The organism is Nocardia sp. NPDC087230, from assembly GCF_044744725.1.
Lineage (GTDB): Bacteria > Actinomycetota > Actinomycetes > Mycobacteriales > Mycobacteriaceae > Nocardia > Nocardia canadensis.
This window is the reverse complement of record NZ_JBIUYV010000007.1, coordinates 199,525-226,321: the sequence shown is the minus strand read 5'-3', so window position 1 is coordinate 226,321 and position 26,797 is coordinate 199,525. Positions and strand designations below refer to the sequence as shown.

Genomic DNA, 26,797 nt, shown 5'->3' with positions numbered 1-26,797 from the left:
GGTGATTACTTCCCGTCGAAATTGGCGGCCGCGCTCTGCAGCCGCTCCAGATACCGGGTGTTGATGGTTTCCATGCCGAGCAGCGCGACGAAGTCGGCGACGGCGAAATCGGGATCGTGGGCCGGTTCGCCGCAGATCTCGGCGCCCAGGCGCAGGTATCCGCGCAGCAGCGGCGGGAGCTTGGGGCGGCTCGGCGGTGTCAGCTCGTCGAGGCAGAGCCCGTCGACGACGACCGGGCGGTGCGGGTGCACCCGGCGCTCGGGGTCGCAGGCGTGGCGGCCCAGCAGCAGGTCACGCACGCCGCGCACGTTCACCCCGGCCGGGTCCTGGGGGCCGTCCTGCATGGGCACCGAGACGCAGCCCATCACCCAGTCGTAGCCGGTGAGCTGGATGTAGTGCAGAATCCCCGCCCACATCAGGGTGAGCACCGAGCCGTTGCGGTGGTCGGGCACCACGCAGGCCCGGCCCATCTCGACGATCCGGTGACCGGTCGGGTCGAGCTGGGTGAGATCGAATTCGGTCGCCGTGTAGTACCCGCCCGCGGCGGTCACCTTGTCCGGCGGCAACATCCGGTAGCAGCCGACGAACTGCTCGGTGAACTCGTCACGGACCAGCAGGTGGTCGCAGTGCTCGTCGAACCGGTCGGCGTCCAGGCCGGTGCCGTTGTCGGGCATCCGGAACCCGGGTTCGGAGGCGAAGACCTGGAATCGGAGCCGCTGCGCGGCCTCCCTGTGCTCGGCATCGGACGCGACGACCAGACTGTACCGAGACTTCCCCACCCCGGAGTCCGGCGCCGGCGCGGTCAACACGGACGAAATTGTCATACCGCTGATGAAGCCAGTCCGAGCTGGCATCGGGGCGACACATCGGTGTCGTGTCGATGCCCGTTCGGTGAACGAGATGGGGGTCACACCGAGCGTTCATTTCACGGCCGCACAACATTCGCCGATACCCAGTTCCGCCCGTACGGCAGCGCCCATCGCGGCGATCGCGGCGGGCAGCGTCACCGCCGGATCGGGGGCGAAACGCGAGGAGTGATTGACCGGGAAATGCGGCGGTACCGTGCCTTCGGCCAGCATATACGCCGCGTCGTCGGGGCCGAAGCGATCGGGGCCGAAGCCACCGATGTTCCAGAACACCGACGGACAGCCTGCCGCCGTGCCGAGGAGACCGAAGTCCTCACTGCCGCTGAGCGGGTTCCTCAAGGGCAGCACAGCCAACCCGGTCGCGCCGAGTTCGGCCATCACCCGCTCGGTGGCGCCCACAGTGTTCACCGTCATCGGGAAGTGGTCGTAGAACTCGACCTCCGGCGCGATGGCGGTACCCGCCGCCGCGGCCTCGGCCGCGACGACCCGCCGGATCGCCTCCATCATCTGCGCGCGGGAACGCTCGGAGAACGTGCGCAGAGTGAGCAGGAGTTCGGCGTTCTCGGCAATGATGTTCGGCCGCGTGCCCACGTGCAACGAACCCGCGGTGAGCACCGGACTCGACCCTACGGCCGCCTGACGCGCGACCAGGCCGTCCAAGCGCAGGACGAGCGAGGCGGCCATGGTCAGCGGATTCACGGCCAGATGCGGACTCGACCCGTGTCCGCCGATGCCCGCCAGCCGCACCCGCACCGAATCCGATGCCGCCATCAGGGTGTCGCTGCGGGTGAGGACCAGTCCGGCCGGGGTCGGCCCGACGTGCTGCCCGAGACAGATATCCGGGCGTGGAAAGCGCTCCAGCAGACCGTCGTTCAACATGCCGGCCGCACCCGCGCCGGTTTCCTCCGCGGGCTGGAAGATCGCGACGACGGTACCGGTGACGGTATCGCCGGCGGCCAATTCGGCGCAGACACCGAGCAACGCGGCCACGTGTATGTCGTGTCCGCATGCGTGCATGACACCGGACACGGTCGAGGCGTAGTCCAGTCCGGTGTCCTCGTGCACCGGCAGAGCGTCCATATCGGCCCGCATCCACACGACCGGGCCCGGCCCGCCCCGCAGGACCCCGACCACGCCGGTGCCGCCGACCCGTTCGGTGACCTCCCAGCCCGGCAGCGCGCGCAGCTGTTCGGCTACCAGGCTCGCGGTGGCGAATTCCCTGCCCGACAGTTCCGGATGGGCGTGCAACTGCCGGTACACCCGCTGCCAGGGGTCCTCGGTGGTCGCCGGGACGATCGTTCGACCGAGCCCGGCGAGGGGGGACGGGGTCGATAGCGCGCTGAGTTCGTTCACCACGGTGGGCTCCTCGGATGGAAGGGCTGGGCCGCTTCACGGTGCCGATCGAGTCGCCGGACCGATACAATTTGCCGGATCTCGCCGTTGAAAGGCCCAACTATGCAGAATTCCGCCACGCTGGACGAGCTCGACTACGAATTGGTGGCGGCCCTACAGGTGGCGCCGCGGGCACAGTGGCAGCAGATCGGACGTGCCCTCGGCATCGACGGCTCCACCGCGGCACGCCGCTGGGCGCGGCTGCACAGCGAGGGCCTGGCCTGGCTCACCTGCTATCCGCTCAGCATCGACGGCGTGTCGCCGATCCTCGCCGTCATCGAAATCGACTGTGCTCCAGGACGTCTGCATGAAGTAGCGGCCGAACTCGCCCTCGATGTGAACCTGGTGACCGTCGAACTCACCACGGGTGCGCGCGACCTGATGATCACCGCGGCCTTCTTCGACCACGCGTCCCTGGCCCGCTATGTCACCTTCCGGCTCGGCGCCCTCGCCGGTGTGGTCACCACCCGCTCGCAGGTGGTGACCACCTCGTTCACCGAGGGCAGCCGCTGGCGGCTCGATCGGACCCGGATGGCCCACACCGCGTTGTCGGCGCAGACCCAGCGCCGCACGCCCGGTTACGGCTCCATCCACGCCGCCGACATCCCGCTGGTGACCGAACTCAGTCGCGACTGCAGGCAGTCGGTCACCACCTTGGCCGAGCGCACCGGGATGAGCCCGACCACCGTGCGCAGGCGACTGGCGCGACTCGACCACGACAACGCCATCGCCTATCGCTGCGAAGTGGCGCGGTTCGCGTCGGGCTGGCCGCTCAGCGTCACCTTCTGGGCCGCAACGCCGCTGGCGCGGGCCGCCGAGATCGGCCACGCGATCGCGGCGATGCGCGAGACCCGCATGTGCTACTCGATGACCGGGCCGCGCAATCTGATCTTCAACGTCTGGCTGCGCACAATGGCCGATATGCCCGCCTTCGAGGCGCGGCTCACCGAAGCCATGCCGGACCTCGCCATCGCCGATCGGTCGATGGCGCTGTGGCCGCTGAAGATCGGCGCTACCCTGCTCGACCCCCACGGGCGCTACCTGCGCCACATTCCGATCGGTCGCTGGGCGGACAGCACGGCTTCCGGAGCCGAGGACGCGCTCGTCGATGCCCTGCGCACGCGCGCCACGGCGGCCGACTCACCCACCGATCGATAGAACCCGGCGGCCCGCCGCCGGCGCGCAGCGCGAGCCGGGCCCCGCCGGTGGCGATTATCCTCGGCAAAACAACCTTCTCCGCCCGTATTCGGCACCAGCGCGCCCGCAATGGCCGACATTTGCGATAGTCCGGCGTTCGGCAGCGACGCTGCTTCCTTGATGTCACCTCACGCATCAAGGAGTTCGCATGAAACGCCCCCTCTTCGCAGCGTGTGTCGCGGCGGTCGCGACACTCGCCGCGTGCACGACATCGCAGACCGCCGATCGGGGCGGCGCGTCCGGCGGGACGGTGCGCCTGGCGCTGACCTCCGACGTCGGTAGCTTCGATCCCGCACGGGCGGCCGGATCCTCCGAGTACGCCGTCGACCGGCTGCTCTACTCGACGCTGGTCGGCCTCGACGACGACAACGTCGTCGTCCCGCGCCTGGCCGCGTCGTGGGATGTCACCGCGACGCAGGCCACCTTCACTTTGCAGCAGGGCCTGACCTGCTCGGACGGGGCCCCGCTCACCGCGCGCCAGGTCGCCGCATCGCTGGAGTACTTCCGCAAGACGGCTCCGGGCGCGGCGTACACGTTCGGCCCGGCCAATGGCGGCGACAAGACCACCATCACCGGCGACGACGCGGCCGGCACGGTCTCGGTACGTATGGCCACGCCCTGGACGGAGTTGCTCCCCTCGCTGGGCTTGGTCAACTCGGGCATCATCTGTCAGCCCGGTCTGGACGACCCCACCGGCCTGGCCACCGGTTCGGTGGTCGGCGCAGGCACCGGCCCCTACGTTCTGACAGCGAGTGAACGCGGCTCCCGCTACATCGCCTCCCTGCGCGAGCGTTTCGACGCGTTTCCCGCTTTCGCCGCCGACCGGGCGGGCCGCTCCCCCGCCACGCTCGAGCTCAGCATCGTCAAGAGCGAATCCGCCGCGGCCAATCTCCTGCAGACCGGTCAGCTCGACTTCGCCGGCTTCACCGGTCCCGACGGGACCCGATTGGCACAGGGCTTCGACACCGAGACCGCGCCGATGGTCCGCAACTTCCTGTTCTTCAACCAGCGCGCGGGCAAGCCGGGCGCCGACGCGGAGTTCCGCAAGGCCGTGGGACAGGCCATGGACGCTCCGGCCTACAACAAGGTCCTCGGCGGCTCGGGAACCCTGCTGAAGAGCTATGTCGACGACACCGCCAATGTCTGCGCCAACACCGACGATGCCCTGCTGACCCGGCACGACCTCGCGGCGGCCACCCGAGTTCTGGCAGGCAAGAAGATCACGGTGACCGGCACCAACGCGATCGCCGACGGCGCGGGCAACACCTATGTCGCCGAGGCACTGCGCGCGGCCGGAGCCGAGGTGAAGCTGGTCAATGTCGACAACAACACCTGGGCCTCGTCGGTGCTACCCGGCGGGGACTGGGACATCAACGTGATGGCGTCGCTGTCGACCACGCTGCTCACCGCGTCCAACCTGCTCACCGGTGCCGAACCGCCGGCGGGTCGCAACTACGGCGCGACCCACAACGACGCCTTCGACGAGGGTCTGCGCGCGGCGGTCGTCACCACCGACCAGACGGCCAAATGCGCAGCCTGGCAACGGGGTCAGGCGGGGCTGCTCAGCGCCGTCGACATCGTGCCGTTGTCGACGCTGAACGTGCGCTACGTTTTCGCCGACGGTGTGCGCGCACACATCCCCAACGGCCAGATCGACCTCAGCACCCTGCGGATCGGCGCGTGACAGGGTGGATCGGCTTCGCGGTGCGCCGCGCGGCCGGACTCCTCGCCGTGGCCGTGGTGCTCGTCGTAGTCACCTTCGCCATGATCCAGCTCATTCCCGGTGACCCCGCCGAATCGCTGGCCGGGCAGAACGCGACCCAGGCCGACATCGCCCGGATCCGGGCCGAACTGGGCCTGGACCGCCCGCTGCTCACCCGCTTCACCGACTACGTGTCGGGGCTGGCCCAGGGTGATCTCGGCAGGTCGTTCCAGACCAGGGAGGCGGTCTCGGACGTGATCGCGACGCGGCTGCCGTTCACCGCCGAGCTGGCGGTGTTCTCGCTGATCCTGGTGCTCGCGGTCGCGCTGCCACTCGGCATCGCGGTCGCGGCACGACACAGCAGGCGGGCCGACGGGGCGTTCACCCTGACCACCGGATTGCTCGGTGCCGTCCCGGAATACGTGGTCGGTACGGCGCTGGTGGTGATCTTCGCGATCATGCTCGGGGTGTTGCCCGCGGGTGGCGCGCAGACCGCGCAGTCGCTGATCCTGCCGGTGCTGGCGATCAGCCTGCCCAGCCTGTGTGTGATGGCACGGGTGGTGCGACGCGAAGCCGGAAACGTCTTGTCCCAGGACTACATCCGTACCGCGCGCGGTAGACGGCTGCCCCTGCTACGGCTGTATCTGCGGCACGTACTGCCCAACCTGCTCACTGCCGTCATGACCCTGAGCGGTCTGGTCATGGCCTCGATGCTGGGCGGCACGGTGATCGTGGAGACCGTGTTCGCCTGGCCAGGCATCGGCCAGCGGGTGGTCGACGCGTTGCTGGTGCGCGACTACCCGGTGATCCAGGGCTGCGTCCTGGTTCTCGGACTGCTGGCCGCCGTGCTGAACCTACTGGTCGACATCGCGCTGGCGATTCTCGACCCGCGCTCCTCGCTCGCCGGAGGCAACCGATGAAGACTCGTCCCCATCCCTCCCTGGTGGCCGGCGCGGTCGGCTTCGCCGTCGTCGTCCTGGTCGCCCTCCTCGCCCCGCCCCTGCTGCACGACACCGCCACCGCCATGTCCGACACGGTGCGCGGCGGGAGCAGCGCCGAGCACTGGCTCGGGACGGACTCACTCGGGCGCGATGTGTTGGCGCGGGTCCTGGTCGCGACCCGGCTCACGGTGGTGTTGACCACCGTGGCGACCGTGCTCGCCGCTGCCGTCGGTATCGCGATCGGTACCGCGGTGTGGGTGTCCGGGCCCCGGATCCGTGAAGTCGGGCTCCGGATCATCGACATCATGGTCACCGCCCCGACGCTGATCATGGCGCTGGTGATCGCCACCATTCTCGGCGCGGGTCCGACCGCCTCGGTGATCGCCATCGTGCTCGGCGGCTCGCCGTCGTTCGCACGGCTCACCGCCAACCTCGCCGGCTCGGTCGCCGGGCGCGACTTCGTCTCCACCGCCAGACTTCTCGGAGTCTCACCGGCGCGGGTGATGAGCAGGCATTTGCTGCCCAACATCGCCGGACCGCTGACAGTGCTGTTCTCCTCCGCGTACGCGCAGGTGCTGGTCGCGCTGTCGGGTCTGTCGTTCCTCGGGCTCGGTGTGCAGAACCCCCAATTCGACTGGGGCTCACTGCTCAACGGCGGACTGCGCTCGCTCTACACCACACCGGCGGAAGCTCTGGGTCCCGCTGTCGCGATCACGGTCACCGGGGTGTTCGCCTCGCTGATCGGTGACGGCCTCGCCGCCACTATCGATCCGCGCGAGCGCACCGCCCCGCGGCGAGCACCGGCGGTCACCGCACCGGTCACCCCGAAAGCTCCCGAGCCCGGCGCACTGCTGACGGTCACCGACCTCAGCGTCGAGTTGGACAGTGGTGTCCGCCTGGTCGATTCGGTCTCACTGCGGGTGGCGCCGGGCGAGATCGTCGGCCTCGTCGGTGAATCGGGCTCGGGTAAGTCGTTGACGGCGATGGCGGTGGCCCGGTTGTTGCCCGACGAACTCACCATCAGGGCGGCCTGCCTCGATCTGGACGGGCTCGACCTGACGAGCACCGACAGCGACCCGGCGCGATTGGCGACCGCGCTCGGCATCGTCTACCAGGACCCGTCCGCTTCCTTCAATCCCGCGCTGCGCATCGGTACCCAGCTGACCGAAGTGCTACGCGTGCACGGCAAGACGACACGACGCGAGGCTATGGCACGGGCCACCGAGGCCCTGCGCCGGGTACATGTGCGGCAGCCGGAGACAGTGCTCGGCCAGTATCCCCACCAGCTCTCGGGCGGAATGCGGCAGCGGGCGATGATCGCCGCTGCGGTGCTGCCCGATCCCCGGTTGATCATCGCCGACGAGGCGACGACCGCACTCGATGTGACCGTGCAGGCGGAGGTCCTGGACCTGCTGCGGGAGATCAATGACCGCGGTACCGGAATGTTGTTCATCTCCCACGACATCGGTGTGGTCGGCACGCTCTGCCATCGCGTGGTGGTGATGTACTCCGGGCGGGTGGTCGAGGAGCTGACCGCTGCGGAACTGCGCGCCGGACGCGCTCGGCACCCGTACACGCGCGCCCTGCTCGCGGCCAGCCCGACCCTCGACGGCAGCGCGCCCGGAGGCAGGCTGGCGACCATCCCCGGCCGCCCGCCCGCACCCGCCGACCGGCCGATCGGGTGCGCCTTCGCGCCACGGTGTCCGCTCGCGGTGCCACGTTGCGCGGCCGAGCCGCCACCGCGAATCGGCGGCGTTGCCTGCCATGTCGTCGAGGCCGCACAGGAGGTTCCCACGCGATGACCACAGGACTCGAGATCACCGGGCTCAGCATCGCCTACGGCTCGGGCCGACACGCCACGACCGTGGTCGACGAGGTCACCCTGCGGGTGCCGACCGGCCGAACCCTCGGCCTGGTCGGCGAATCCGGCTCGGGCAAGTCGACGATCGCCAAGGCAGTGGTCGGGCTCGTGGCGCCCACCGCCGGGCGGATCACCCTCGACGGTCAGTCACTCACCGGAAAGTCACCGCGCCGGTTGCGGCGCCGCGTGCAACTGGTGTCCCAAGATCCCTACGCCTCGTTGAACCCGCGCATGACCATCGGGCGGGCCATCGCCGAAGCCATCGACCCGACCCGCGCCGATCCGCGCGTACACGCCGAGGCGATCGGGCGACGGCTGGCGACGGTATCGCTGGATCCCAGCGCAGCAGGGCGTTATCCCCACGAGTTCTCCGGCGGCCAGCGTCAGCGGATCGCGATCGCCCGGGCGCTGGCGGTGGAACCGGAGGTGATCATCGCCGATGAGATCACCTCCGCGCTGGACTGCTCGGTGCAGGCAGAAGTTCTCAATCTGCTGCTCGATCTGCGCGAACGCCTCGCGTTGACCATGCTGTTCATCTCGCACGACCTGGCGGTGGTGCGCCATGTCAGTGACGCGGTGGCGGTGCTGCGGCACGGCAAGCTCGTCGAATCCGGGCCCTGCGCCCAGATCTACGAGGCTCCGGCCGCGGCCTATACGCGCACGTTGCTGGCCAGCGTGCCCACCTTCGCGGCCACCTCGCATCGCTGATCGCCGCTGACCGACAGCGACAGCGCCCCGTCATCGTGATGACGGGGCGCTGTCGTCTCGGTCAGACCGCGATGTGCTCTCGCGTGTCGGGCTGGTGCTCGGCCTGTCGGGCGTCGACCTTCGTCTCGGCCGCGTCGGCGAAGCCGGGGCGGGCGGTGCCGATGAAGGCCACCAGCCACGAGGCGACCGCGGCGAAGCGGTTGCGGAAGCCGACCAGATACATCAGGTGCACGGCCAGCCACATCGCCCAGGCGATGGTGCCCTTGAACGTGATGCGGTCGTTGAGCTTGACCACCGCGCTGAAGCGGCTGATCACCGCCATGCTGCCCTTGTCCCAGTAGACGAACGGCGTGCCCGCGTCCTTCTTGCGCCGGATGATGTCGGCGGCGTGGCGACCCTCCTGCATGGCGACCGGGGACTGGCCGGGGTAGCCGTTGAGCGAGGTCATGTCGCCGATGGCGAAGATGTCGGCGTGGCCGCCGACGGTCAGGTCGGGGTTGATCAGCAGCCGGCCCGCGCGGTCGGTCTCGGCGCCGGTGGCCTCGGCCAGCAGTGCCGCGAATCCGCCCGCCTGCACGCCGGCCGACCACACCACGGTCTCGGCGGCGATGCCGCGCTCGATGCCCTCGGCGTCCTTGACCGTCACCTTGCCCTCGTCGATATCGGTGACGAAGGTCCCGAGCAGCACCTCGACGCCGCTGTCGGTCAGCGAGCGCTTCGCGTATTCCGAGAGCCCGCCGCCGAACGGGGGCAGCACCGCGCCGGCGCCCTCGACCAGGGTCACCGAGACCTCCTGGTGGAAGTGCCGCTTGGCCAGTTCCTTGATCTGGCCCGCCACCTCGACGCCGGTCGCGCCCGCGCCGACGACGACGAAGCTGAGCAGCCTGCGCCGGGTCGCCTCGTCGGCGTTCTCGGCCGCGGCGAACACCGAGGCGATCTGGTCGCGCAGGCGCTGGGCGTCGTCGATGGTCTTGAGCGAGAAGGTCTTGTCGGCGAAGTCGTCGCGGCCGAAGTAGCTCTGGCTGGCGCCGGTGGCCGCGATCAGCGAGCCGTAGCCGATCTGGCGGGTACCCTCGGCGGTCTCGTAGGTGAGCACGGCGGCCTCGGCGTCGATCGCGGTCACCTTGCCGAGCCGGACGTCGGCCTCGGGGTGACGGCGCAGTACGTTCTTGATCGGCGGTGCGATCTCCTCGGGCGCGAGCACGCCGGTGGCCACCTGGTAGAGCAGGGGCTGGAACAGGTGCTCGGGCGTGCTCGAGATCAGGACGTAGTTGATTCGTGACTTGCTCAGTTGCTTGGCAGCGGCGAGTCCGCCGAAGCCCGAACCGACGATGACGACATCCGTGTGTTCCATGATCGCGCGCTCCAAGATCGGTAATGAGTCCTTTCATATGAGTAAACGCGATGCGGAACGCAGATGTTTCCAGTGTTTGGGCGCATACTGAAGATGACTCTTATCTGTATAACTAATCAATAGGAGGGACCTGGTGGAACTTCGCCAGCTGGCGTACTTCGTCGCGGTCTGTGAGGAGCTCAGTTTCAGCCGCGCGGCGAGCCGCTGCTTCATCTCCCAATCCGCGATCAGCCACCAGATCGCGAGACTCGAACGTGACCTCGGCGCCCAGCTGTTCGAGCGCACGACCCGCGCCGTCGTCCCCACCGACGCCACCCTGCGCCTGCTGCCGCTGGCCAAGCAGATGCTGAGTCTGGAGTCCGCGATCCGCGCCGCCGTGCGCACCACCGGCCCGCGCATCCGGCTCGCCGCCAACATGTCGTTCGCGGCCCGGTCGCTGTCCGCGATCGCCGCCGCCCGCGCCGCCCACCCCGACGCCGAGATCGAATACGTCATCAAGCCGTTCCGTCAGCGGATCACGGCCGTGGCCGACGGTGACTGCGATCTGGCGCTGATCCGCGGCAGTGTGGATCAGCCGGGGCTGGCGGTGGAGCAGTTGTGGGTCGAGGATCTGGTGATCGCGATCTCGAGCAGTCACCCGCTGGCGGGCAAGGGGGTCGTCACGCTCGCCGACCTCAGTCCCTATCCGCTGTTGCTCCCGCCCGAGCAGGAACAGGTCCTGCTGCACACCCTGATCCGCTCGGCCTTCGCCGATCTTCCGGTCGGCCCCACCTTCGGTCCACCGATTCCCCCCGACCACACCGCCACGATGGAACTGCTCAACCGGCCCGAGTCCTGGACGGTCCTCTACGAGGGCCCGACCAAGGGGCTGCTCACCCTGGACCTCACCGACCACCGCCTGCGTATCCCGGTGTCGGCGGTGCTGCGTGAGGACGCACGCCAGAATCCGATCGTGAACACCCTGCTGGACGCGTTGCACCGGCGGTAGGAGCGGCTAGCCGATGGGCGAGCTCGCCAGGGCGTGTGCGACGGCCAAGTGGAGCGGCAGCGTCTCGGCATCGTCGTCCTCGACCGACCAGATGATCTCCTCGATCGCGCGCAGGAAGGCCCAGCCGTGGGCGCGGTCGGCGGGGATGTCGAGGTCACGTGCCGTCGCGGCGACGACGGCACGGGCGTGCTCGGGGGTCGGGGAGGACTGCACCTGGATCATGATCACAAAGCCCGCGTCGAAGGCGGCTTCGCCGAGGTAGGGCTTCGGATCGATGAGCAGCCACGGTTCGCGTTCGGCGGCAACGATATTGCCGAGGTGGGTGTCGCGATTGACGACGAGCAGCGGGCCCACCGGAACCGCGAGGCGCGCGCACCACGCCAGTGCCCGCTCGCGCAGAGCGTCCGGAAGGACCTCGGCGAGTTCGGGTTCCGGCTGCTGGAGCCGCGCGGTCCACTGCGCGACCACGTCGGTCGCGATCGGTAGTGCCGGATAGTCCTCGGGAACGTCGACCGGCTCCCGCCGCAACCGGCGTAGCAGCCCGCAGGCCAGGCGGACCCGCTCGGTGTTCTCCGGCCTGCCCTCCAGACTCGGGAACCCCGGCTGCTCCAGCAGCGGCTCCCCCGGCCGCGCCCACTCCATCAGCATCGCGCCACTGTCGACGTCGAACCGGTACAGCGTCGCCGCCCCGTCCCCGCCGTAGCAATACAACCCGGTCGCCTCCGCCGCGTTCTCTTCGTCGACCACCGGCACCTTGAGCACTGCCACCGACCCGTCCCCGCGGCGCACCGGCGCGACGAACGCGTGCGTCCCACCCTCGAACGCCGGGCCGATCAGCATCAGCTCCCAAGCCCCACAGAGCTTTTTCACCAGCGCGGGCAGGTCGTCCAGCCACCGCTCCCCCGCGGCCCCGAACACCGCCCGTACCGTCTCCTCGACCTCCGGCGGCACTTCGATCGGCAACATCGTCACCCACCCCACCCTGCCATGCCGATCCGCGTGCCGAGAGAGCCCCACCGGGCATCCGGGTGACCCGAAACCCGCTCGACAGCGCGGTATCCGGCCTGCGATTCTGCCCAGATGACCGACACCCCACTACCCGAGATCCCCGACGGTTACGAGGTCTCCACCGAGACCGCCCGCATCGACGCCGCCCGCGTGCACACCTGGCTGTCCACCGACTCGTACTGGGCCATGGGCAGAACCCGCGAGCTGCAGGACCGCGCCATCGCGGAATCACTCAATTTCGGAGTGTACGACCGTGTTTCGGGCGAGCAGGTCGCCTACGCGCGCGTGATCACCGACCGGACGACCTTCGCGTGGCTGTGCGATGTGTACGTGGATCGCGCGGTACGCGGCAAGGGGGTCGGCGTCGCGCTGGTCGCCGCGATCCGCGACCACCTCGCCCCCGACAACCTGCGCCGCGTCGTGCTCGCCACCCACGACGCCCACGGCCTCTACGAGAAGTTCGGCTTCGAAACCCTCACCGACCCGGACAAGTGGATGGTGCTCGGCCGCCCGGTGAACGCTCCCGGCTAGACGAACCCTTCCTCGACGAGGTCGAACCCGTCCGGCCGAACCCGATGCCGTTGGCCCGAACCACCGGCCACCCGGCACCAGCTGGATACCTCGAGTTCGTCCGCATCGGCGACCAGCTCGATCGCGAAGCCGCCGTACATGCCCGGAATCGCCGCCCACAGCGTCGCGCCCGGGTACTCGAGCAGCGGTGTCAGCGGCGGCGGTCGGAAGCCGCACTTCCGGCACAGGTCCAGCACTCGCCCCAGAATCACGGCGTGCAGCTGGCATTCGAGCTGAGCCGGCACCGTCGCGTCGACCTCGCGCACCAACCGGGGCGCGAGCAGAGCCGCCAGCTGATCCTTACCGCGCGCGGCCGCGATGTCCGCGGCGGTATCGCCGTCGGCGGTCCGCAGGGTCCGCCATGCCCCGAGCCCGAGCAGTCGTTCGACGACCGACTCCGGCGCACCGTGCCACGCGGCTTGATGCAGCGGCGCGAAACCCGAACTGCCGGCGTCGGCCAACCGGTCACGCGCGGCTATCTCCTTGTCATCGAAGAAGTTTCGCCGATACCAGCCCCACCACACCATCTCCACGAGCACAACATAGCCACCGGCTCGACCACCGTTCCAGCAGTGGTCGCACGGCCTCCACAAGGCGGCCCTCCACTCGAAACGCCGCGGCAATCCCCGGTCACCGGAGAAACCTTCGACGCATCGGAGACACGAAACATCAGAAGGCCAGCGCGGACCAGGGGACCTCGATCGGGAAAGGTTGAGGGAATGACACCGTGCCGTCGGCATCGTTGATCCACTCGTCGACGAGTCGATAGTCGACAGTCGACAGTCGACAGGGTGCAGTGGACCACCTAGACAACGGTGTATCAAGAAGTCCGGGGTGACAAAGTCCGACTTTCCGGTCGAACCGAGGAACACGGTCGTCTCGAGATTGGCGACCCAGCAACGGTCAGGGTGCCCCGCCATGTCGTCTCCCGCGGACCGCTCCAGCGCATTGGTCAGCCGACGCATGAAGATCTGATGCTCGCCGGGGCCACGCCGCAGCCAGACGACCCGACCCTCCCAGAGCTCGATCTGGCCGGCGATCTCATCCGGAAGTTGCCCCAACTGCTCCCACGTCATGAATTCGGGCAGGTCAGGACGGTCGATACCGGACAGGGACATGCATTAGGTGAATCGACCGCCTCGATCAGCGGCAACGACGACCGGCCACACCACGGTGCGCAGCCCACCCGGACAGAAGTCGCCGAAGCGGTGTCAGCAGAGCGCGGGCTACGACATCTCTCGCGAGACGCAAGCGGCCCCGCCCGGGATACCCGGACGGGGCCGCAGTGCGCTCAGCGCCTCAGCGATTTATCCCTTGTGGGACTTCACGGCCTCGGTCAGCTGCGGGGCGACGTTGAACAGGTCGCCCACGATGCCGTAGTCCGCGATCTCGAAGATCGGGGCCTCTTCGTCCTTGTTGACCGCGACGATGGTCTTCGAGGTCTGCATGCCGGCGCGGTGCTGGATGGCGCCGGAGATGCCCAGGGCGATGTAGAGCTGCGGGGAGACCGTCTTACCGGTCTGACCGACCTGGAACTGGCCCGGGTAGTAGCCCGAGTCGACGGCGGCACGCGAGGCGCCGACAGCGGCACCGAGCGAGTCGGCCAGCGCCTCGACGACCGCGAAGTTGTCGGCGGAACCGACACCACGGCCACCGGAGACGACGATGCTCGCCTCGGTCAGCTCCGGACGGTCGCCGCCCACGATCGGCTCACGCGAGACGACCTTGACGACGCCGTCTTCCTGGGCCGGAACCTCGACGACGACCTGCTCGCCCGCACCGGCCTGCGCGACCGTCTCGATGGCGCCCGGACGGATCGAGATCACCGGCACGTCGCCGGTGGCCTTGGCGTCGACGGTGAACGCGCCACCGAAGATGGAGTGCACGGCCGAGCCGTCGGCGTTGACGCCGATGACGTCGACGAGCAGGCCGGAGCCGATGCGCGCGGCGAGGCGGCCCGACACCTCCTTGCCCTCGGCGGTGGCGGCGACCAGCACGGCGGCGGGCGAGGCGGACTCGACCAGGCCGGCCAGCACGTCGACCTTCGGGGTGACCAGGAAGCCGTCGACGTCGTCGGACTCGGCGACGTAGATCTTCTCGGCACCGGCGGCGGCCAGCGCGGAGGCCAGCTTGTCGGCGGTACCGGCCGGGCCGGTCACGACGGCGGCGGGCTCGCCCAGGGTACGGGCGGCGGTGAGCAGTTCGGTGCTGACCTTCTTCACGGCACCGTCGGCGTGCTCGATGAGCACAAGTACTTCAGCCATTGTTCTTTCTCCTTCGAAGTCTCGGACCGGGCCGGATCAGATGATCTTCTGACCGATGAGGTAGGTGGCGATCTGGTTGCCGCCCTCACCCTCGTCCGCGATCTTCTCGCCCGCGGTGCGGGCAGGCTTCGGGGTGGAGCCGGTGACCTGGGTGCCGGCGTTGGCCACGCCCACGGTCGACGGGTCGATGCCCAGATCGGCCAGGGTGAAGACCTGAACTTCCTTCTTCTTCGCGGCCATGATGCCCTTGAAGGACGGGAAGCGCGGCTCGTTGATCTTCTCGGTGACCGAGACGATGGCGGGCAGGGACGCCTCGAGCTTGAAGACGCCCTCGTCGGTCTCGCGCTCGCCGGTGATCTTGTCGCCGTCGACGGCCAGCTTGCGCAGGTGCGTCAGCTGCGGGATGCCCAGGTACTCGGCGATGATCGCCGGCACGGCACCCGCGCGACCGTCGGTGGCCTCGTTGCCGGCGATGACCAGCTCGACGCCCTCGACCTGGCCCAGCGCGCCGGCCAGCACCCACGCGGTCTGCACGGCGTCGGAGCCGTGGATCGCCGGGTCGTTGATGTGGATGGCCTTGTCGGCACCCATGGACAGCGCCTTGCGGATGGCCTCGGTGGCGCGATCCGGACCGGCGGCCAGCACGGTGACCTCGCCGCCCTGCGCCTCCTTGATCAGCAGCGCTTCCTCGACGGCGCGCTCGTTGATCTCGTCGAGGACGGCGTCGGCGGCCTCGCGGTCGAGGGTGTAGTCACCATCGGTCAGCTTGCGCTCGGACCAGGTGTCGGGAACCTGCTTGATGAGTACGACGATGTTCGGCATCGGTCTTCGTCGACCTCCTTCTGGGTACACGTGTGTGGTGGCCGCACGAGCTGGGCCGTACGTCCGTGTGAGTAGCTCAGAGCGGAACACTACCCTACGCTAAGTTACTCGTGGGTAACCTACATGCACAAGGGGTTCGGAACCGATCCCTGAGTCCTGGGGGAACCGGCGGTACCAGTAACGTCGGAGAAATGAGCGAGGCTGTGATCCCTGCCGCACCTGTGGCCGCCACACATGAACCACTGCCGCTGACCGGTGAGCGGACCGTGCCCGGCATCGCCGAGGAGAACTACTGGTTCCGTCGGCACGAGATCGCCTATGCCCGCCTGCTCGACCGGTGCACCGGCAAGACCGTGCTCGAGGCGGGTTCGGGCGAGGGCTACGGCGCCGACATGATCGCCGGCGTGGCCGCGCGTGTCGTCGGCGTGGACTACGACGACGGCGCCGTCGCGCACGTGCGCGCGCGCTACCCGCGGGTCGAGATGATCCAGGGCAATCTCGCCGAGCTGCCGCTCGACGACGAATCCGTCGATGTCGTGGTGAATTTCCAGGTCATCGAGCACCTCTGGGACCAGGCGCAGTTCCTGCGCGAGTGCCTGCGGGTGCTGCGCCCGGGCGGGCAGCTGCTGATCAGCACCCCGAACCGGATCACCTTCTCTCCCGGTCGCGACACCCCGCTCAACCCGTTCCACACCCGCGAACTCAACGCCGCCGAGCTGACCGAACTGCTGGTCGAGGCCGGTTTCACGGTCACCGAGATGCTCGGCGTGCACCACGGCGCGAGCCTGAAAGCGTTGGACGCCAAGCACGGCGGGTCCTTCATCGACGCCCAGATCGAGCGCGCGCTGGCCGGTGAGCCGTGGCCCGCCGACCTGACCGCCGACGTCGCCGCCGTCACCATCGACGATTTCGACCTGCGCGCGGGTGAGATCGACGCGAGCCTGGACCTGGTCGCGATCGCCGAGAAGGCAAGCGCCGCAAAGGCAAGGCCTTGACCGATTCGCGCTCCGCCCGGTCCGGCTCCGTGCCGGGCCAGTTCACGCTCGTCCTGCATTCCCACCTGCCCTGGCTGGCCCATCACGGGCGCTGGCCGGTCGGCGAGGAATGGCTCTACCAGTCCTGGGCCGCGTCCTACCTGCCCGTGGTCCGGGTCCTGAAAAACCTTGCGGCCGAAGGCCGTACACACCTGCTGAGCCTGGGCATCACCCCCGTGCTGGCCGCCCAGCTCGACGATCCGCACTGCCTGGCGGGCATGCACCACTGGCTGGGCAACTGGCAGTTGCGCGCCGACGAGGCGTCCATGTCCGGCAACGTGGCGCTGGGCAGGCACGAACATCGGCTCGCCGCAACGGCGTTGGCCGAGTTCGAGCGGGACTGGCGGCACGGCAGCGCGCCGGTGTGGCGCTCGCTCATCGACGCCGACGCGATCGAGCTGCTCGGCGGCCCGCTGGCGCATCCGTTCCAGCCGCTGCTCGACGAGCGACTTCGGCAGTTCCAGCTCACCGAGGGCCTGGCCGACGCGCGCCTGCGCTGGGGCACCACCCCCACCGGCATCTGGGCACCCGAGTGCGGCTACACCCCCGGCATGGAGCGGAACTACGACGCCGCGGGTGTGACGCATTTCATGGTCGACGGCCCGTCGCTGCGCGGTGACACCACCCTCGGCAGACCCGTTCGCGACGCCGACGTGCTCGCGTTCGGCCGCGATCTCCAGGTGAGCTACCGGGTCTGGTCGCCGAAACAGGGCTATCCGGGCCAGAGCGCCTACCGCGATTTCCACCACTACGACCACGCGACCGGTCTCAAACCGTCCCGGGTGACCGGCAAGACCGTCGCCGGTCCTGACAAGGCCCCTTACGATCCGGAGCTCGCCGCCACCGCCATCACCCGCGACGTCGCCGACTTCGTCGAGACCGTGCGCGCCCGGCTGATCGAGGAGTCCGCGCGGATCGGCAGGCCCGCCCTCGTGGTGGCCGCCTTCGACACCGAGCTGTTCGGTCACTGGTGGCACGAGGGTCCCGCCTGGCTCGAACAGGTGCTGCGCGCGCTGCCCGAAGCGGGCGTCACCGTCGGCACCCTCGCCGACGCCCGCGACAACGGCTTCGTGGGCGAACCCGTGCAGCTCAACGACTCGTCGTGGGGTTCCGGCAAGGACTGGCGGGTGTGGGCGGGCGACCAGGTCGCCGACCTCGTCGAGCTCAACGCCGACGTCGTCCGGCTGGCGCTGGACACCCTCGACAAGGTCGGCCGGGACGGTTCGCTGCGCGATCCGGTCGCCGATCAATTGCTGCGCGAGGCGATTCTCACCGTCTCCAGCGACTGGGCCTTCATGGTCTCCAAGGACTCCGCCGCCGGGTACGCCCGGGATCGGGCACACGAGCACGCGCACGCGGTCCGCGAACTCGCCGAGGCCATCGGGGCCGGCCAGTTCGCCAAAGCGGCCCGTCTCGCGGCAGGATGGAACCTGGCCGACGGATTCTTCCCTGGTCTGGACGCGCGGCGGTTGCCGAGCGCTGTCCCGTCGGCCGCCGCTGAAGGATTCGCATGAAGATTTTGATGGTGTCGTGGGAGTACCCGCCGGTCGTGGTCGGCGGGCTCGGTCGACATGTCCATCACCTGGCGGTGGAGCTGGCCGCCGCCGGTCACGAGGTCGTGGTGCTGGCGCGCAGGCCCACGGGCACCGACTCGATCACCCACCCCACGCACTCCTACATCGCCGACGGCGTACTCGTCGTCGCGGTGGCCGAGGACCCGCCCTGCTTCGACTTCGGCGAGGACATGCTCGCCTGGACGCTGGCGATGGGGCACGCGATGGTCCGCGCCGGTGTCGCCCTGGGCAAGCCGGGCGTCGGCGAGGGCTGGACGCCCGATGTGGTGCACGCGCACGACTGGCTCGTCGCGCACCCCGCCATCGCGCTGGCCGAGTACTACGACGTGCCACTGGTGGCGACCATCCACGCCACCGAAGCCGGTCGCCACAGCGGCTGGGTGTCCGGCCGGGTCAACAAGCAGGTCCACTCGGTCGAGTGGTGGCTGACCAACGAGGCCGATCAGCTGATCACCTGCTCGAGCTCGATGCAGGACGAGGTGGAACGGCTCTACGGGCCCGAGCTCGCGCCGATCACGGTGATCCGCAACGGCATCGACGTGGGCGCGTGGACTTTCCGGCCGCGCGCACCGCGCTCCGGGCCGCCGAAGCTGCTCTACGTCGGCAGGCTCGAATACGAGAAGGGCGTGCAGGACGCCATCGCGGCGCTGCCCCGCATCCGGCGCGCCCACCCCGGGACCACCCTGACCGTGGCCGGTGTCGGCACCCAGTTCGACTGGCTGCGGGAACGGGCGCGGGTGCATCGCGTGGCCAGGGCGGTGCAGTTCGTCGGCAGTCTCGGGCACTCGGAGCTGCTGGGCTGGCTGCACGGCGCGGACGCCATCGTGCTGCCGAGCCGGTACGAGCCGTTCGGCATCGTCGCCCTGGAAGCGGCCGCGGCGGGTGTTCCGCTGATCGCCTCCACCGCGGGCGGGCTCGGTGAGGCCGTCATCGACGGGGTCACCGGCGCCTCCTTCGAACCGGCCGACGTGGACGGCATCGTCGACGCCACCCGTGCCGTCCTCGACGACCCCGCGACCGCCCAGGACCGCGCCTACAACGCCCGCGAACGGCTCACCGCCGACTTCGCCTGGGACGTGGTCGCCGCGGAGACCGCGCAGGTCTACTCGGCCGCCAAACGCCGGGTGCGCACCTCGCTGGGCCGTCCCGACATCGTGGAACGTCCGCTGCCCGAGCGCGACCCGAAGTAGGCAGCTCCAGTTCACCCACAACGCATGACGCCGGGGTCCTCCCCCGGCTCTACCGTCGCTGGTGCCGACCACCACGACGAAGGAGCCGACCATGCCCCTGGAACCGATTCCGCACCTGCCCGCCGCCACCATCGGCCTGCGCGCGACCGGCACCGTCACCGCCGAGGACTACACCACCGTCCTCGACCCGGCGATCGACGCGGCCCTCCAGCACGAACAGCCGATCAACCTCGTCTACGTCCTCGGCCCCGACTTCGACCGCTACTCCCTCGACGCCATGTGGCAGGACCTGAAACTCGTCCGCGTCCCCCGCAGCGCCTGGGGCCGCATCGCCCTGGTCACCGACCACAAGGCCCTCGGCGAAGCCGTCCACCTCTTCGGCTTCCTCATCCCCGCCGAAGTCCGAGTCTTCCCCGTCACCGCCGAACCCGACGCCATCGCCTGGGCGGGATGACAATCGTCGTCGCTGGTCACGATAGTTCCGCTCATCTAAACGTGAGTTGTGTAACACCTGCGGCCTCAGCACCGACATTCCTCGGCATCGCCGCTGAATCGTGGTGTGCGGTAAGGGGGTCAGCGGGTGGGTCGGCTGCATCGCCTTGCGGGTGAGTGTCGTGCCGAGCCTCGAAGGGTGAGCTGCTGTGTCGTCTTCACTGTTGTCCAAGGGCCAGAACATCGCACTGCCGGAGGATGTCGACCGTATCGACATCCTGATCGGCTGGCCGGAGCCGGCGGTCGAAGTCGACGCTTCGGCACTGCTACTCGGCACCGACCGCAGGGTCGGCTCGGACGCGGACTTCGTGTTCTACAACCAGCCCGAATCCCCCGACGGGTCGGTGCGATTTCTCGGGACGAGCGTGACCGAGGAGGGTATGCAAGCCAGGGTCTCGATCGACCTCGCCACCGTTCCGGATCGGGTGCACACCATCGCCCTGGCGGGCAGTGTCGGCGCGGGAACATTCGGTGATCTCGGCAAGCTCGCTCTCCATGTCATCGATCCGGCCGGGGGATCGCTGGCCGAGTATCTGACCGCCGACGCCGACACCGAATCGGCGTTCGTGTTCGGGGAGGTCTACCGCAGGGACGGCGGGTGGAAGGTCCGCGCGGTCGGCCAGGGCTGGGATTCGGGACTGAGTGGGCTGGCAACAGATTTCGGTGTGTCGATCGATGACGCCGAACCGTCACCGGCCGAAGCGCCGGTCGAACCGGCACAACCCGCGCCTGCACCGAAACCCGCTCGGGTCGGCGGTGTCCGTACCGCCAAGCGTCCGGTCCGCAAGGTCAAGCCGATCGAATTCCGGCAGGCCGAGGCCGAGGGATGGCAACCCGCGCGGCTGTTCTCGGTGATCGGCGTCGGCGCGGGCGAAGAGCAGGAACGGCGCACCACCTCGGCGTTGATCGCGACCATGCAGGCGGTGCGACCGTTCGCCCGCGCCGTCTGCGCCAGGATGGGCGCCCCCGCAGGCGCATTCGAGGGCTACATCGAAGTCCAGTACGAGGCAGGCGACTCGAAGGTCGTCCCGGATGCCGTGCTGAAAGTGAGCCGGGGAAGCAGACAGTGGACCGGGCTGCTCGAGGTGAAAACCGGCAGCGGCAAGCTCAGGAAGGACCAGCTCGAGAGCTATCTCGACATCGCACGGCGGAAGAAGTACGACGTCGTCGTGAGTTTGTCCAATGACATTCCCGCGAGCCCGGGCGAGCTCCCGGTGCAGGTCGACCGCCGCAAACTGACGAAAGTCGCCCTGCGCCATCTGTCCTGGGCCGAGATCGCCCACGAGGCCAGGATGCTGCTCTCACACGGTGATATCGACGACCCGCTGCAGTCCTGGATACTGGCCGAGTTCCTGCGCTTCCTCGACCATCCACGGTCGGGCGCTGCGGAATTCGTCGACATGGGCAGGCATTGGGTGACCGTCCGCGATGCCGTGACCGCGGGCACCTTGCGCGCAGGTGATCAGAAAGCGCTGGCGGTAGCCGATACGTGGGTATCGCTGAGCAGGCACCTGGCCCTGCGACTCACCGCGGAGCTCGGCGTCGAGGTCAAACACGTGCTCGCCCGCAAGTATCGGGCCGATCCCGCGGCTCGCGCGGCAGCTGTCGCCGAACGGTTGGCCACCGACGGCTCCTTCGAGGCCGTGCTGCGAATCCCCGACACCGCGGGCGAACTGACCATCGTCGCCGATGTCCGCACCAACAAGGTGCGCTGCCGCACCACTATCGCCGCACCGGACGAAGGAACGGCTGCCCGGCGGGTCTCGTGGCTGACCAAGCAACTCACCGACGCCCCGGGCCGCCTCCAGATCGAAGCCGTGTTCGCCGAACGTGGCAACGAGACCTGTGAACTGCTCGACACGGTCCGCGCGAACCCGAGGTCCCTCACCGAAGGACGCACCGCCCCGATCGTCTCGTTCACCCTCGAACACACCTTCCCGATGGGTAGCAAACGCTCCGGCACCGCCGCCAGCTTCATCACCAGCGTCACCTCGGCCACCGATGCCTTCTACGGCACGGTGGTGCAGCCGCTCCGCGAATGGGTGCCTGCCGCCCCGATCCAGGCCGACATCGCCCCTGCCGAACCGGCCGAATAGGCATTCGCTGGGACCGCCCCAGCCCGAGTCGGCGACGAACTCAGGCTGGGGGAATGCCGCCACTGTGGTAGCGGGTGGCGGCGTTCCAGAGGAAGAAGCTGTCGATGCCGGTGTCTCGGGTGGCGTCGATCTGGGCGCGGAGTTCGGCGTCGCCGTAGGGGACGCCGAGGCTGAAGTCCTGGAGCCAGGGGATGACCTTCGCGCCGGTGCCCGCGGTGCTGGTCCGGAAGTCGTGCAGGGAGCGGGCGATGATGTCGTAGGGCTGGGCGTTGGGGTCGGGGACGCCGTATTCGCCGGAGTTCCAGTGGGAGGGGTAGAGCATGGGGGCGACGAAGTCGACGTTGCGGGCCATCCGGGGGATGTCCTGGGCGATCTGCTCGGGGCGGGTGGCGGCGATGCCGTAGACCGCGGCGCTCAGGTGCGCACCGGCGAGGTGGACGGGGTAGCGGCTCTCGGCGAGGAAGCCGGCGACCGCGTCGGTGGGGGTGCCGGCGAGGCCGGGGAAATGCATGCTGGTCAGGCTGCCGTCGGGGCGCCGGACGTAGTCGTACATGACGCCGTCGAAGCCGAGCCGGGCGGCTTCGACCGCCAGATCGATGGTGTAGCGACGGATGTCGGGATGCGCGACATTGGTGAAGGCGATCGGGCCGTAATGGCTGGAATAGGGCTGTCCGGACGGGTTCTGGACCACCCAGTCGGGCCGGCCGTTGTGCCAGGCCCACGCGGCGACGGTCGGATCGCGGAAGGCGACGATGCGCCCGACCACCTGCAGGCCCAGCTCGTGTAGCTGCCGCAGGGCCGACGGCGCGTCGTAGATATCGGCGACGGCACCGGACTCGCGGGCCAGCGGGACCTGGGAGTCGTAACCGACGACGCCGTCCTCGTCCTTGATATCGAGCTGCACGGTGTCGATGCGGCCCTCGCGCGCGAGATCGAGCACGGCCTCGCGCAGCCCCTCGTGCGACCAGGCGTGCGCGGTGACGTGCACCGCCCGCATCCGCGGCAGCGCGACCGCCGAGACCGCGATCGCGCTGCTCCGGTTACCGGCCGCGTCCACCGCGACGACCTCGACGGCGGGCGCCCACGGCACCGAGATCTCGAAGGTGCCGTCCGCGGCGGGTGTCACCGCGTCGGTGCCGATCGACACGCGGACCGCGTCGACAGCCTTGCCGCGCACCACGATCGGTGCGCGATAGGACCGCGCGAGCTCCGCTGGTGCGACCTCGAGCACCGGCGGCACGGTATCGGCCGACGGCTCGGAAGCCGTTCTGCTCAGCGCGAATCCCGCCACCATCGCCACGATGACCATCGCGAGGACAGCACCCGAGGCGATCGTCGCCCACCGCCGCCGCTCGCCCGACCGGATCCGCAATCCCAACGCCCGCACCAACTTCCACTACCGTTCGCCAGGCCACTATGGCGCAGTCGCGCGGACTGTCCGCGGGTTATCGCAAGATCGGGGGAAAACCTCCGCCGCCGCGTAATATCGCCGCGATGACCGGCGGTTCGAACGTTGCCCTGCGACTCGTGCCCGCGCTGGTGCTGATCACCGCGCTCACCGCCTGCGCGACACCGCAGGCAGCGGCCCCGGCCGCACCACCACCGGCGACGACGGCGAAACCCGTACCGCCGGATCCGGCCGAGATCGCCGCCAACGAGCTGGGATTCGTCCCGGTGCTGATGTATCACCAGATCACCCCGCACCCGGCCGGTGAATACGACCAGACCCCGGCCGAGTTCCGGGACGAGCTGGAACGGCTCTATCGCGAGGGCTACCGTCCGGTGACCGCCGCGAGTTACCTCGCCGGCGATCTCGACCTGCCCGCGGGCACGCACCCGGTCGTGCTCACCTTCGACGATTCCACCGGCAGCCAGCTCTCGTTCACCGACAGCGGTGCCGTGTCCCCCGACAGCGCCGCGGGGATCCTGGCCGAATTCGGCGCTCGCTACCCAGATTTCCGACCGGTCGCCACCTTCTACGTCAACAACGACCCGTTCGGCGGCGACCCGCGAGCGCTGCCCTGGCTGGCGGCCCACGGCCACGAGATCGGCGCGCACACCGCCGATCACGCGAATCTCGCGATCCTGGACGCCGACGGCGTGCAACGCGAACTGGCGCACAACGTCCGCGCGATCACCACGGCCGCGCCGGGAGTCGCCGTGCGCACCATGGCCTTACCGCTGGGCATCTACCCGCGCGAGCGCGCGCTGGCCGCAGAGGGCAGCTGGGACGGGACCGGCTACCGCTTCGAGGCCGTCATGCTGGTCGGCGCCGGCCCGGCCCCGGCACCGTACGGCGCGATCGACCCGCTCGCCGTGCCGCGCATCCGATCCGGCCGGGGCGCGGTCCCGTTCGACTCGGGCTACTGGCTGGACCGGCTGGCCGCGCACCCGGAGCAGCGCTACACCGCCGACGGCGACCCGGCCCGCGTCTCGTTCCCCCGCCACCTCACGGCGGAGATCGGCGCGCGCTGGGCGGACCGGAGCAACCCGTACTGACGGTCGATCAGGCGTCGGGGGTGAAGGTGAAGATCTCGCCGACGCGGGTGGCGACGACGACCTCGCCCTTCGGCCCGACGGAGGTGCCGGTGGTGGTGCCGGTGGCGCCCGGCAGCACATCGGAGTCGACGGTGTTGCCGGTGGCGGTGTCGAAGGTGATCAGGCTCAGGCCCGCGCCGATGGCGGCGACGGTGTAGCCGATACCGCCCGCGGTCTGGGCGGGGGTGCCGCGCAGGGTCAGGTCCTTGCGCTCCCAGGCGGGCTCGGCGCGGTCACCACGGTCGTGCACGGCCATCAGGTGACCGTCGTCGCCGGCGGGAATGATCAGGTCGTCGACCACGGAGATGCCGCCGCTGGGCGTCCAGCCGAGCGCGTGGGTCCAGCGGGTGCTGCCGTCCTCGGCGTTCACCGCGATCAGGCGGCCGCTGTTGTCGCCGATGTAGACGGTGTCGCCGTCACCGGAGAGGGTGGGGCTGGTGGCGCTGCCACCGGTGAGCATGTCGGCGCTCCACTCCTGGACGACCTTGCCGTCGGCGTAGCGCATCGACCGCAGCGAGGCGGCCGCCTTGCCCGGCTCCCACACGGTGACGAAGAACCGACCCGACTCGGCGTCGACGGCGGTGGTGTTGGCGACCGCGCAGCGCGGGCCGCCGGTCCGGCAGTCGCCCAGGCCGTCGCCGGAGGCCGGGCGGGTCAGGCCCGGCAGCTGCAGGAAGTCGGGCTCGCCGAGCAGTTGCAGGGTCGGCACCTCGCGGCCGCCGGTCTGGCGGCTCAGGATGTCGACCTGACCGGACTGGGTCACCGTCAGCACGCGGCCGTCACCGGTGAACTGGATCGCCACCGGGACACCGGCCACCGGCGTGCGCCAGCGGGGCTGGCCGAGGTAGTTGAAGGAGTTCACCGCGCCGTCGTCGCCGACGTAGACGTTGCTGACGCCGTCGACCACGGTCGGCGCCTCGATCGTCGACGGGCCGAGCGGGTTGCAGAAGCGCTTGCGGCCGGTGCGCATCTGGAAGGAGAAGATCGCGCAGTTGCCGGTGCTCGAGGTAACGAACATCTGCCCCTCGGAGCCGATCGTCAGCGGCTGGGCGATCGGGCCGCCCACCGGACGTGACCAGCTCAGCGTCATCGCGTCCGCGCCGGCCACCGGGCTCGCCCCGCCGTTGCGGCCGTCGTGATGGGCTGCGGGCCAGCCTTTTCCGCCGCCGACGGTGATGTCGTCCACATCGGTGCCGCATCCTGCCAACGCCACCACACCGGCGGCAGCGAGCGAGGCCGCGACGCGAGTCCGAGTTCGCACCTGCTGATCTCCCTGGGTAATCGAGCCGATGATCGGGGTATCGCACGGTAGGCGTGCGCTCCGAAAGTACTCTGTGTAACCGACGACCGAATCCCCGGGGCTGGCCCGGTGCGATCACGACGGGAGAGTACTTCGTGACGAGCATGTGGGGCGCGCCGCTGAGCGCGCGCTGGCGTGGTTCCCGCCGCCGCGATCCGCAGCAGGCGCGGTTCCTGACCAAGGACTCGCTGCGCTGGGTGCTCGCCAACCGCGCGTACACCCCCTGGTACCTGGTGCGGTACTACCGGCTGGCCAAGTTCCGCCTGGCCAACCCGCACATCGTGCTGCGCGGGATGGTGTTCCTCGGCCGCAATGTGGAGATCCACGCGACGCCGGAATTCGCCCGCATGGAGATCGGCCGCTGGGTGCACATCGGGGACGGCAACGCCATCCGCTGCCACGAGGGTTCCCTGCGCATCGGCGACAAGGTGGTCTTCGGCAAGGACAACGTCGTCAACACCTACCTCGACATCGAGATCGGCGAGTCCACGCTGGTCGCCGACTGGTGCTACATCTGCGACTTCGACCACAAGATGGACGACATCACCCTGCCCATCAAGGACCAGGGCATCGTCAAGAGCCCGGTCCGGATCGGCCCCGACACCTGGATCGCGGCCAAGGTGACCGTGCTGCGCGACACCCGTGTCGGCCGTGGCTGTGTGCTCGGCGCGCACGCCGTGGTCCGCGGTGACGTCCCGGACTACAGCATCGCCGTCGGCGCCCCGGCCAAGGTCGTCAAGAACCGCAAGGTCGCCTGGGACGCGAGCGCCGAGGAGCGCGAGGCCTACCTGGCCGCGCTGGCCGATATCGAGCGCAAGAAGAACGCCGCCGCCGCGCAGGCCTGACGTCGTCGCGGCGCGCTGCGATGGTGCGTGTCGGTGGCGGTCGGTACGGTCGGCT

Annotated in this window: 23 protein-coding genes; 14 read left to right on the top strand and 9 right to left on the bottom strand. The window is 69.5% G+C overall.

The window, feature by feature from the left end:
* Window positions 1-5 precede the first annotated feature (5 nt).
* A complete protein-coding gene (locus ACIO52_RS23980; RefSeq protein ID WP_218719323.1) occupies window positions 6-824 on the bottom strand; it encodes a GNAT family N-acetyltransferase in 819 nt (272 codons plus the stop codon).
* 96 nt (window positions 825-920) lie between these two features.
* The gene (locus tag ACIO52_RS23975) at window positions 921-2,222 is read right to left on the bottom strand and encodes an amidohydrolase (RefSeq protein ID WP_342800829.1); all 1,302 of its coding nucleotides are present in this window, start codon (window positions 2,220-2,222) and stop codon (window positions 921-923) included.
* A 99-nt stretch (window positions 2,223-2,321) separates the two neighbouring features.
* Between ACIO52_RS23975 and ACIO52_RS23970 the strand changes: the two genes are divergently transcribed.
* The 5 genes from ACIO52_RS23970 to ACIO52_RS23950 all read left to right on the top strand — a co-directional run bounded on the left by ACIO52_RS23970 (window position 2,322) and on the right by ACIO52_RS23950 (window position 8,667).
* Window positions 2,322-3,416: an Lrp/AsnC family transcriptional regulator gene (locus ACIO52_RS23970; protein WP_402646924.1), complete on the top strand. Its 1,095-nt coding sequence runs from the start codon at window positions 2,322-2,324 to the stop codon at window positions 3,414-3,416.
* A gap of 187 nt (window positions 3,417-3,603) precedes the next feature.
* Window positions 3,604-5,139 carry an ABC transporter substrate-binding protein gene (locus ACIO52_RS23965; protein ID WP_402646921.1) on the top strand — a complete coding sequence of 512 codons (1,536 nt, stop codon included), beginning with the start codon at window positions 3,604-3,606 and terminating at the stop codon, window positions 5,137-5,139.
* Window positions 5,136-6,077 (top strand): ABC transporter permease, encoded by a 942-nt coding sequence (locus tag ACIO52_RS23960; RefSeq protein ID WP_402646918.1) that lies wholly within the window; start codon window positions 5,136-5,138, stop codon window positions 6,075-6,077. Before ACIO52_RS23965 ends, ACIO52_RS23960 begins: the two co-directional genes overlap by 4 nt.
* Entirely contained in the window at window positions 6,074-7,900 is a 1,827-nt protein-coding gene (locus ACIO52_RS23955; protein ID WP_402646915.1) for a dipeptide/oligopeptide/nickel ABC transporter permease/ATP-binding protein, read from the top strand. The genes ACIO52_RS23960 and ACIO52_RS23955 overlap by 4 nt, the downstream gene beginning before the upstream one ends.
* Window positions 7,897-8,667: an ATP-binding cassette domain-containing protein gene (locus ACIO52_RS23950; protein ID WP_402646913.1), complete on the top strand. Its 771-nt coding sequence runs from the start codon at window positions 7,897-7,899 to the stop codon at window positions 8,665-8,667. Before ACIO52_RS23955 ends, ACIO52_RS23950 begins: the two co-directional genes overlap by 4 nt.
* A gap of 61 nt (window positions 8,668-8,728) precedes the next feature.
* Here ACIO52_RS23950 and ACIO52_RS23945 read toward each other — a convergent pair whose 3' ends face one another.
* On the bottom strand, window positions 8,729-10,021 hold the full coding sequence (locus ACIO52_RS23945; protein WP_218719317.1) for an NAD(P)/FAD-dependent oxidoreductase: 1,293 nt from the start codon (window positions 10,019-10,021) through the stop codon (window positions 8,729-8,731).
* Between the two features lie 133 nt (window positions 10,022-10,154).
* Between ACIO52_RS23945 and ACIO52_RS23940 the strand changes: the two genes are divergently transcribed.
* Window positions 10,155-11,009, top strand: coding sequence for a LysR family transcriptional regulator (locus ACIO52_RS23940; protein WP_189027249.1), 855 nt, complete (start codon window positions 10,155-10,157; stop codon window positions 11,007-11,009).
* A 6-nt stretch (window positions 11,010-11,015) separates the two neighbouring features.
* Here ACIO52_RS23940 and ACIO52_RS23935 read toward each other — a convergent pair whose 3' ends face one another.
* A complete protein-coding gene (locus ACIO52_RS23935; protein ID WP_402647000.1) occupies window positions 11,016-11,975 on the bottom strand; it encodes an aminoglycoside phosphotransferase family protein in 960 nt (319 codons plus the stop codon).
* Between the two features lie 114 nt (window positions 11,976-12,089).
* On the opposite strand from ACIO52_RS23935, the gene ACIO52_RS23930 reads away from it, so the two are divergent.
* Window positions 12,090-12,548 carry a GNAT family N-acetyltransferase gene (locus ACIO52_RS23930; protein ID WP_402646908.1) on the top strand — a complete coding sequence of 153 codons (459 nt, stop codon included), beginning with the start codon at window positions 12,090-12,092 and terminating at the stop codon, window positions 12,546-12,548.
* Here ACIO52_RS23930 and ACIO52_RS23925 read toward each other — a convergent pair.
* From ACIO52_RS23925 to ACIO52_RS23915, 3 genes are all read right to left on the bottom strand, one after another.
* On the bottom strand, window positions 12,545-13,120 hold the full coding sequence (locus ACIO52_RS23925; RefSeq protein ID WP_402646905.1) for a hypothetical protein: 576 nt from the start codon (window positions 13,118-13,120) through the stop codon (window positions 12,545-12,547). The genes ACIO52_RS23930 and ACIO52_RS23925 overlap by 4 nt on opposite strands.
* Window positions 13,121-13,894: 774 nt before the next feature.
* Window positions 13,895-14,851: an electron transfer flavoprotein subunit alpha/FixB family protein gene (locus tag ACIO52_RS23920; RefSeq protein WP_218719314.1), complete on the bottom strand. Its 957-nt coding sequence runs from the start codon at window positions 14,849-14,851 to the stop codon at window positions 13,895-13,897.
* Between the two features lie 36 nt (window positions 14,852-14,887).
* Window positions 14,888-15,673, bottom strand: a complete 786-nt coding sequence (locus ACIO52_RS23915; RefSeq protein ID WP_218719313.1) for an electron transfer flavoprotein subunit beta/FixA family protein — start codon at window positions 15,671-15,673, stop codon at window positions 14,888-14,890.
* Between the two features lie 191 nt (window positions 15,674-15,864).
* On the opposite strand from ACIO52_RS23915, the gene ACIO52_RS23910 reads away from it, so the two are divergent.
* The 5 genes from ACIO52_RS23910 (at window position 15,865) to ACIO52_RS23890 (ending at window position 22,059) form a co-directional block, all read left to right on the top strand.
* A complete protein-coding gene (locus tag ACIO52_RS23910; RefSeq protein WP_218719312.1) occupies window positions 15,865-16,668 on the top strand; it encodes a methyltransferase domain-containing protein in 804 nt (267 codons plus the stop codon).
* Window positions 16,665-18,221, top strand: coding sequence for a glycoside hydrolase family 57 protein (locus ACIO52_RS23905; protein WP_316575686.1), 1,557 nt, complete (start codon window positions 16,665-16,667; stop codon window positions 18,219-18,221). The genes ACIO52_RS23910 and ACIO52_RS23905 overlap by 4 nt, the downstream gene beginning before the upstream one ends.
* Window positions 18,218-19,471 (top strand): glycosyltransferase family 4 protein, encoded by a 1,254-nt coding sequence (locus ACIO52_RS23900; protein ID WP_218719310.1) that lies wholly within the window; start codon window positions 18,218-18,220, stop codon window positions 19,469-19,471. Before ACIO52_RS23905 ends, ACIO52_RS23900 begins: the two co-directional genes overlap by 4 nt.
* 91 nt (window positions 19,472-19,562) lie before the next feature.
* Complete coding sequence (locus tag ACIO52_RS23895) at window positions 19,563-19,925, top strand: STAS/SEC14 domain-containing protein (RefSeq protein WP_218719309.1); 363 nt, start codon at window positions 19,563-19,565, stop codon at window positions 19,923-19,925.
* 187 nt (window positions 19,926-20,112) lie between these two features.
* Window positions 20,113-22,059 carry a TerD family protein gene (locus tag ACIO52_RS23890; protein WP_316575688.1) on the top strand — a complete coding sequence of 649 codons (1,947 nt, stop codon included), beginning with the start codon at window positions 20,113-20,115 and terminating at the stop codon, window positions 22,057-22,059.
* 40 nt (window positions 22,060-22,099) lie between these two features.
* On the opposite strand, the gene ACIO52_RS23885 is transcribed toward ACIO52_RS23890, so the two are convergent.
* The gene (locus tag ACIO52_RS23885; protein WP_255588010.1) at window positions 22,100-23,437 is read right to left on the bottom strand and encodes a putative glycoside hydrolase; all 1,338 of its coding nucleotides are present in this window, start codon (window positions 23,435-23,437) and stop codon (window positions 22,100-22,102) included.
* 116 nt (window positions 23,438-23,553) lie between these two features.
* Between ACIO52_RS23885 and ACIO52_RS23880 the strand changes: the two genes are divergently transcribed.
* The gene (locus ACIO52_RS23880) at window positions 23,554-24,558 is read left to right on the top strand and encodes a polysaccharide deacetylase family protein (protein ID WP_402646898.1); all 1,005 of its coding nucleotides are present in this window, start codon (window positions 23,554-23,556) and stop codon (window positions 24,556-24,558) included.
* Window positions 24,559-24,565: 7 nt separating this feature from the next.
* Here the strand turns inward: ACIO52_RS23880 and ACIO52_RS23875 are convergent, their stop codons facing one another.
* Window positions 24,566-25,858 (bottom strand): PQQ-binding-like beta-propeller repeat protein, encoded by a 1,293-nt coding sequence (locus ACIO52_RS23875; protein WP_402646896.1) that lies wholly within the window; start codon window positions 25,856-25,858, stop codon window positions 24,566-24,568.
* 134 nt (window positions 25,859-25,992) lie between these two features.
* Between ACIO52_RS23875 and ACIO52_RS23870 the strand changes: the two genes are divergently transcribed.
* On the top strand, window positions 25,993-26,742 hold the full coding sequence (locus tag ACIO52_RS23870; protein WP_218719306.1) for an acyltransferase: 750 nt from the start codon (window positions 25,993-25,995) through the stop codon (window positions 26,740-26,742).
* Window positions 26,743-26,797: the final 55 nt, after the last annotated feature.

Bases quoted from the DNA above. Each gene is read 5' to 3' on its own strand.
- ACIO52_RS23980 (WP_218719323.1), bottom strand. From the start codon at position 824: ATGACAATTTCGTCCGTGTTGACCGCGCCGGCGCCGGACTCCGGGGTG.
- ACIO52_RS23970 (WP_402646924.1), top strand. From the start codon at position 2,322: ATGCAGAATTCCGCCACGCTGGACGAGCTCGACTACGAATTGGTGGCG.
- ACIO52_RS23965 (WP_402646921.1), top strand. From the start codon at position 3,604: ATGAAACGCCCCCTCTTCGCAGCGTGTGTCGCGGCGGTCGCGACACTC.
- ACIO52_RS23955 (WP_402646915.1), top strand. From the start codon at position 6,074: ATGAAGACTCGTCCCCATCCCTCCCTGGTGGCCGGCGCGGTCGGCTTC.
- ACIO52_RS23950 (WP_402646913.1), top strand. From the start codon at position 7,897: ATGACCACAGGACTCGAGATCACCGGGCTCAGCATCGCCTACGGCTCG.
- ACIO52_RS23945 (WP_218719317.1), bottom strand. From the start codon at position 10,021: ATGGAACACACGGATGTCGTCATCGTCGGTTCGGGCTTCGGCGGACTC.
- ACIO52_RS23935 (WP_402647000.1), bottom strand. From the start codon at position 11,975: ATGTTGCCGATCGAAGTGCCGCCGGAGGTCGAGGAGACGGTACGGGCG.
- ACIO52_RS23930 (WP_402646908.1), top strand. From the start codon at position 12,090: ATGACCGACACCCCACTACCCGAGATCCCCGACGGTTACGAGGTCTCC.
- ACIO52_RS23920 (WP_218719314.1), bottom strand. From the start codon at position 14,851: ATGGCTGAAGTACTTGTGCTCATCGAGCACGCCGACGGTGCCGTGAAG.
- ACIO52_RS23915 (WP_218719313.1), bottom strand. From the start codon at position 15,673: ATGCCGAACATCGTCGTACTCATCAAGCAGGTTCCCGACACCTGGTCC.
- ACIO52_RS23910 (WP_218719312.1), top strand. From the start codon at position 15,865: ATGAGCGAGGCTGTGATCCCTGCCGCACCTGTGGCCGCCACACATGAA.
- ACIO52_RS23900 (WP_218719310.1), top strand. From the start codon at position 18,218: ATGAAGATTTTGATGGTGTCGTGGGAGTACCCGCCGGTCGTGGTCGGC.
- ACIO52_RS23895 (WP_218719309.1), top strand. From the start codon at position 19,563: ATGCCCCTGGAACCGATTCCGCACCTGCCCGCCGCCACCATCGGCCTG.
- ACIO52_RS23880 (WP_402646898.1), top strand. From the start codon at position 23,554: ATGACCGGCGGTTCGAACGTTGCCCTGCGACTCGTGCCCGCGCTGGTG.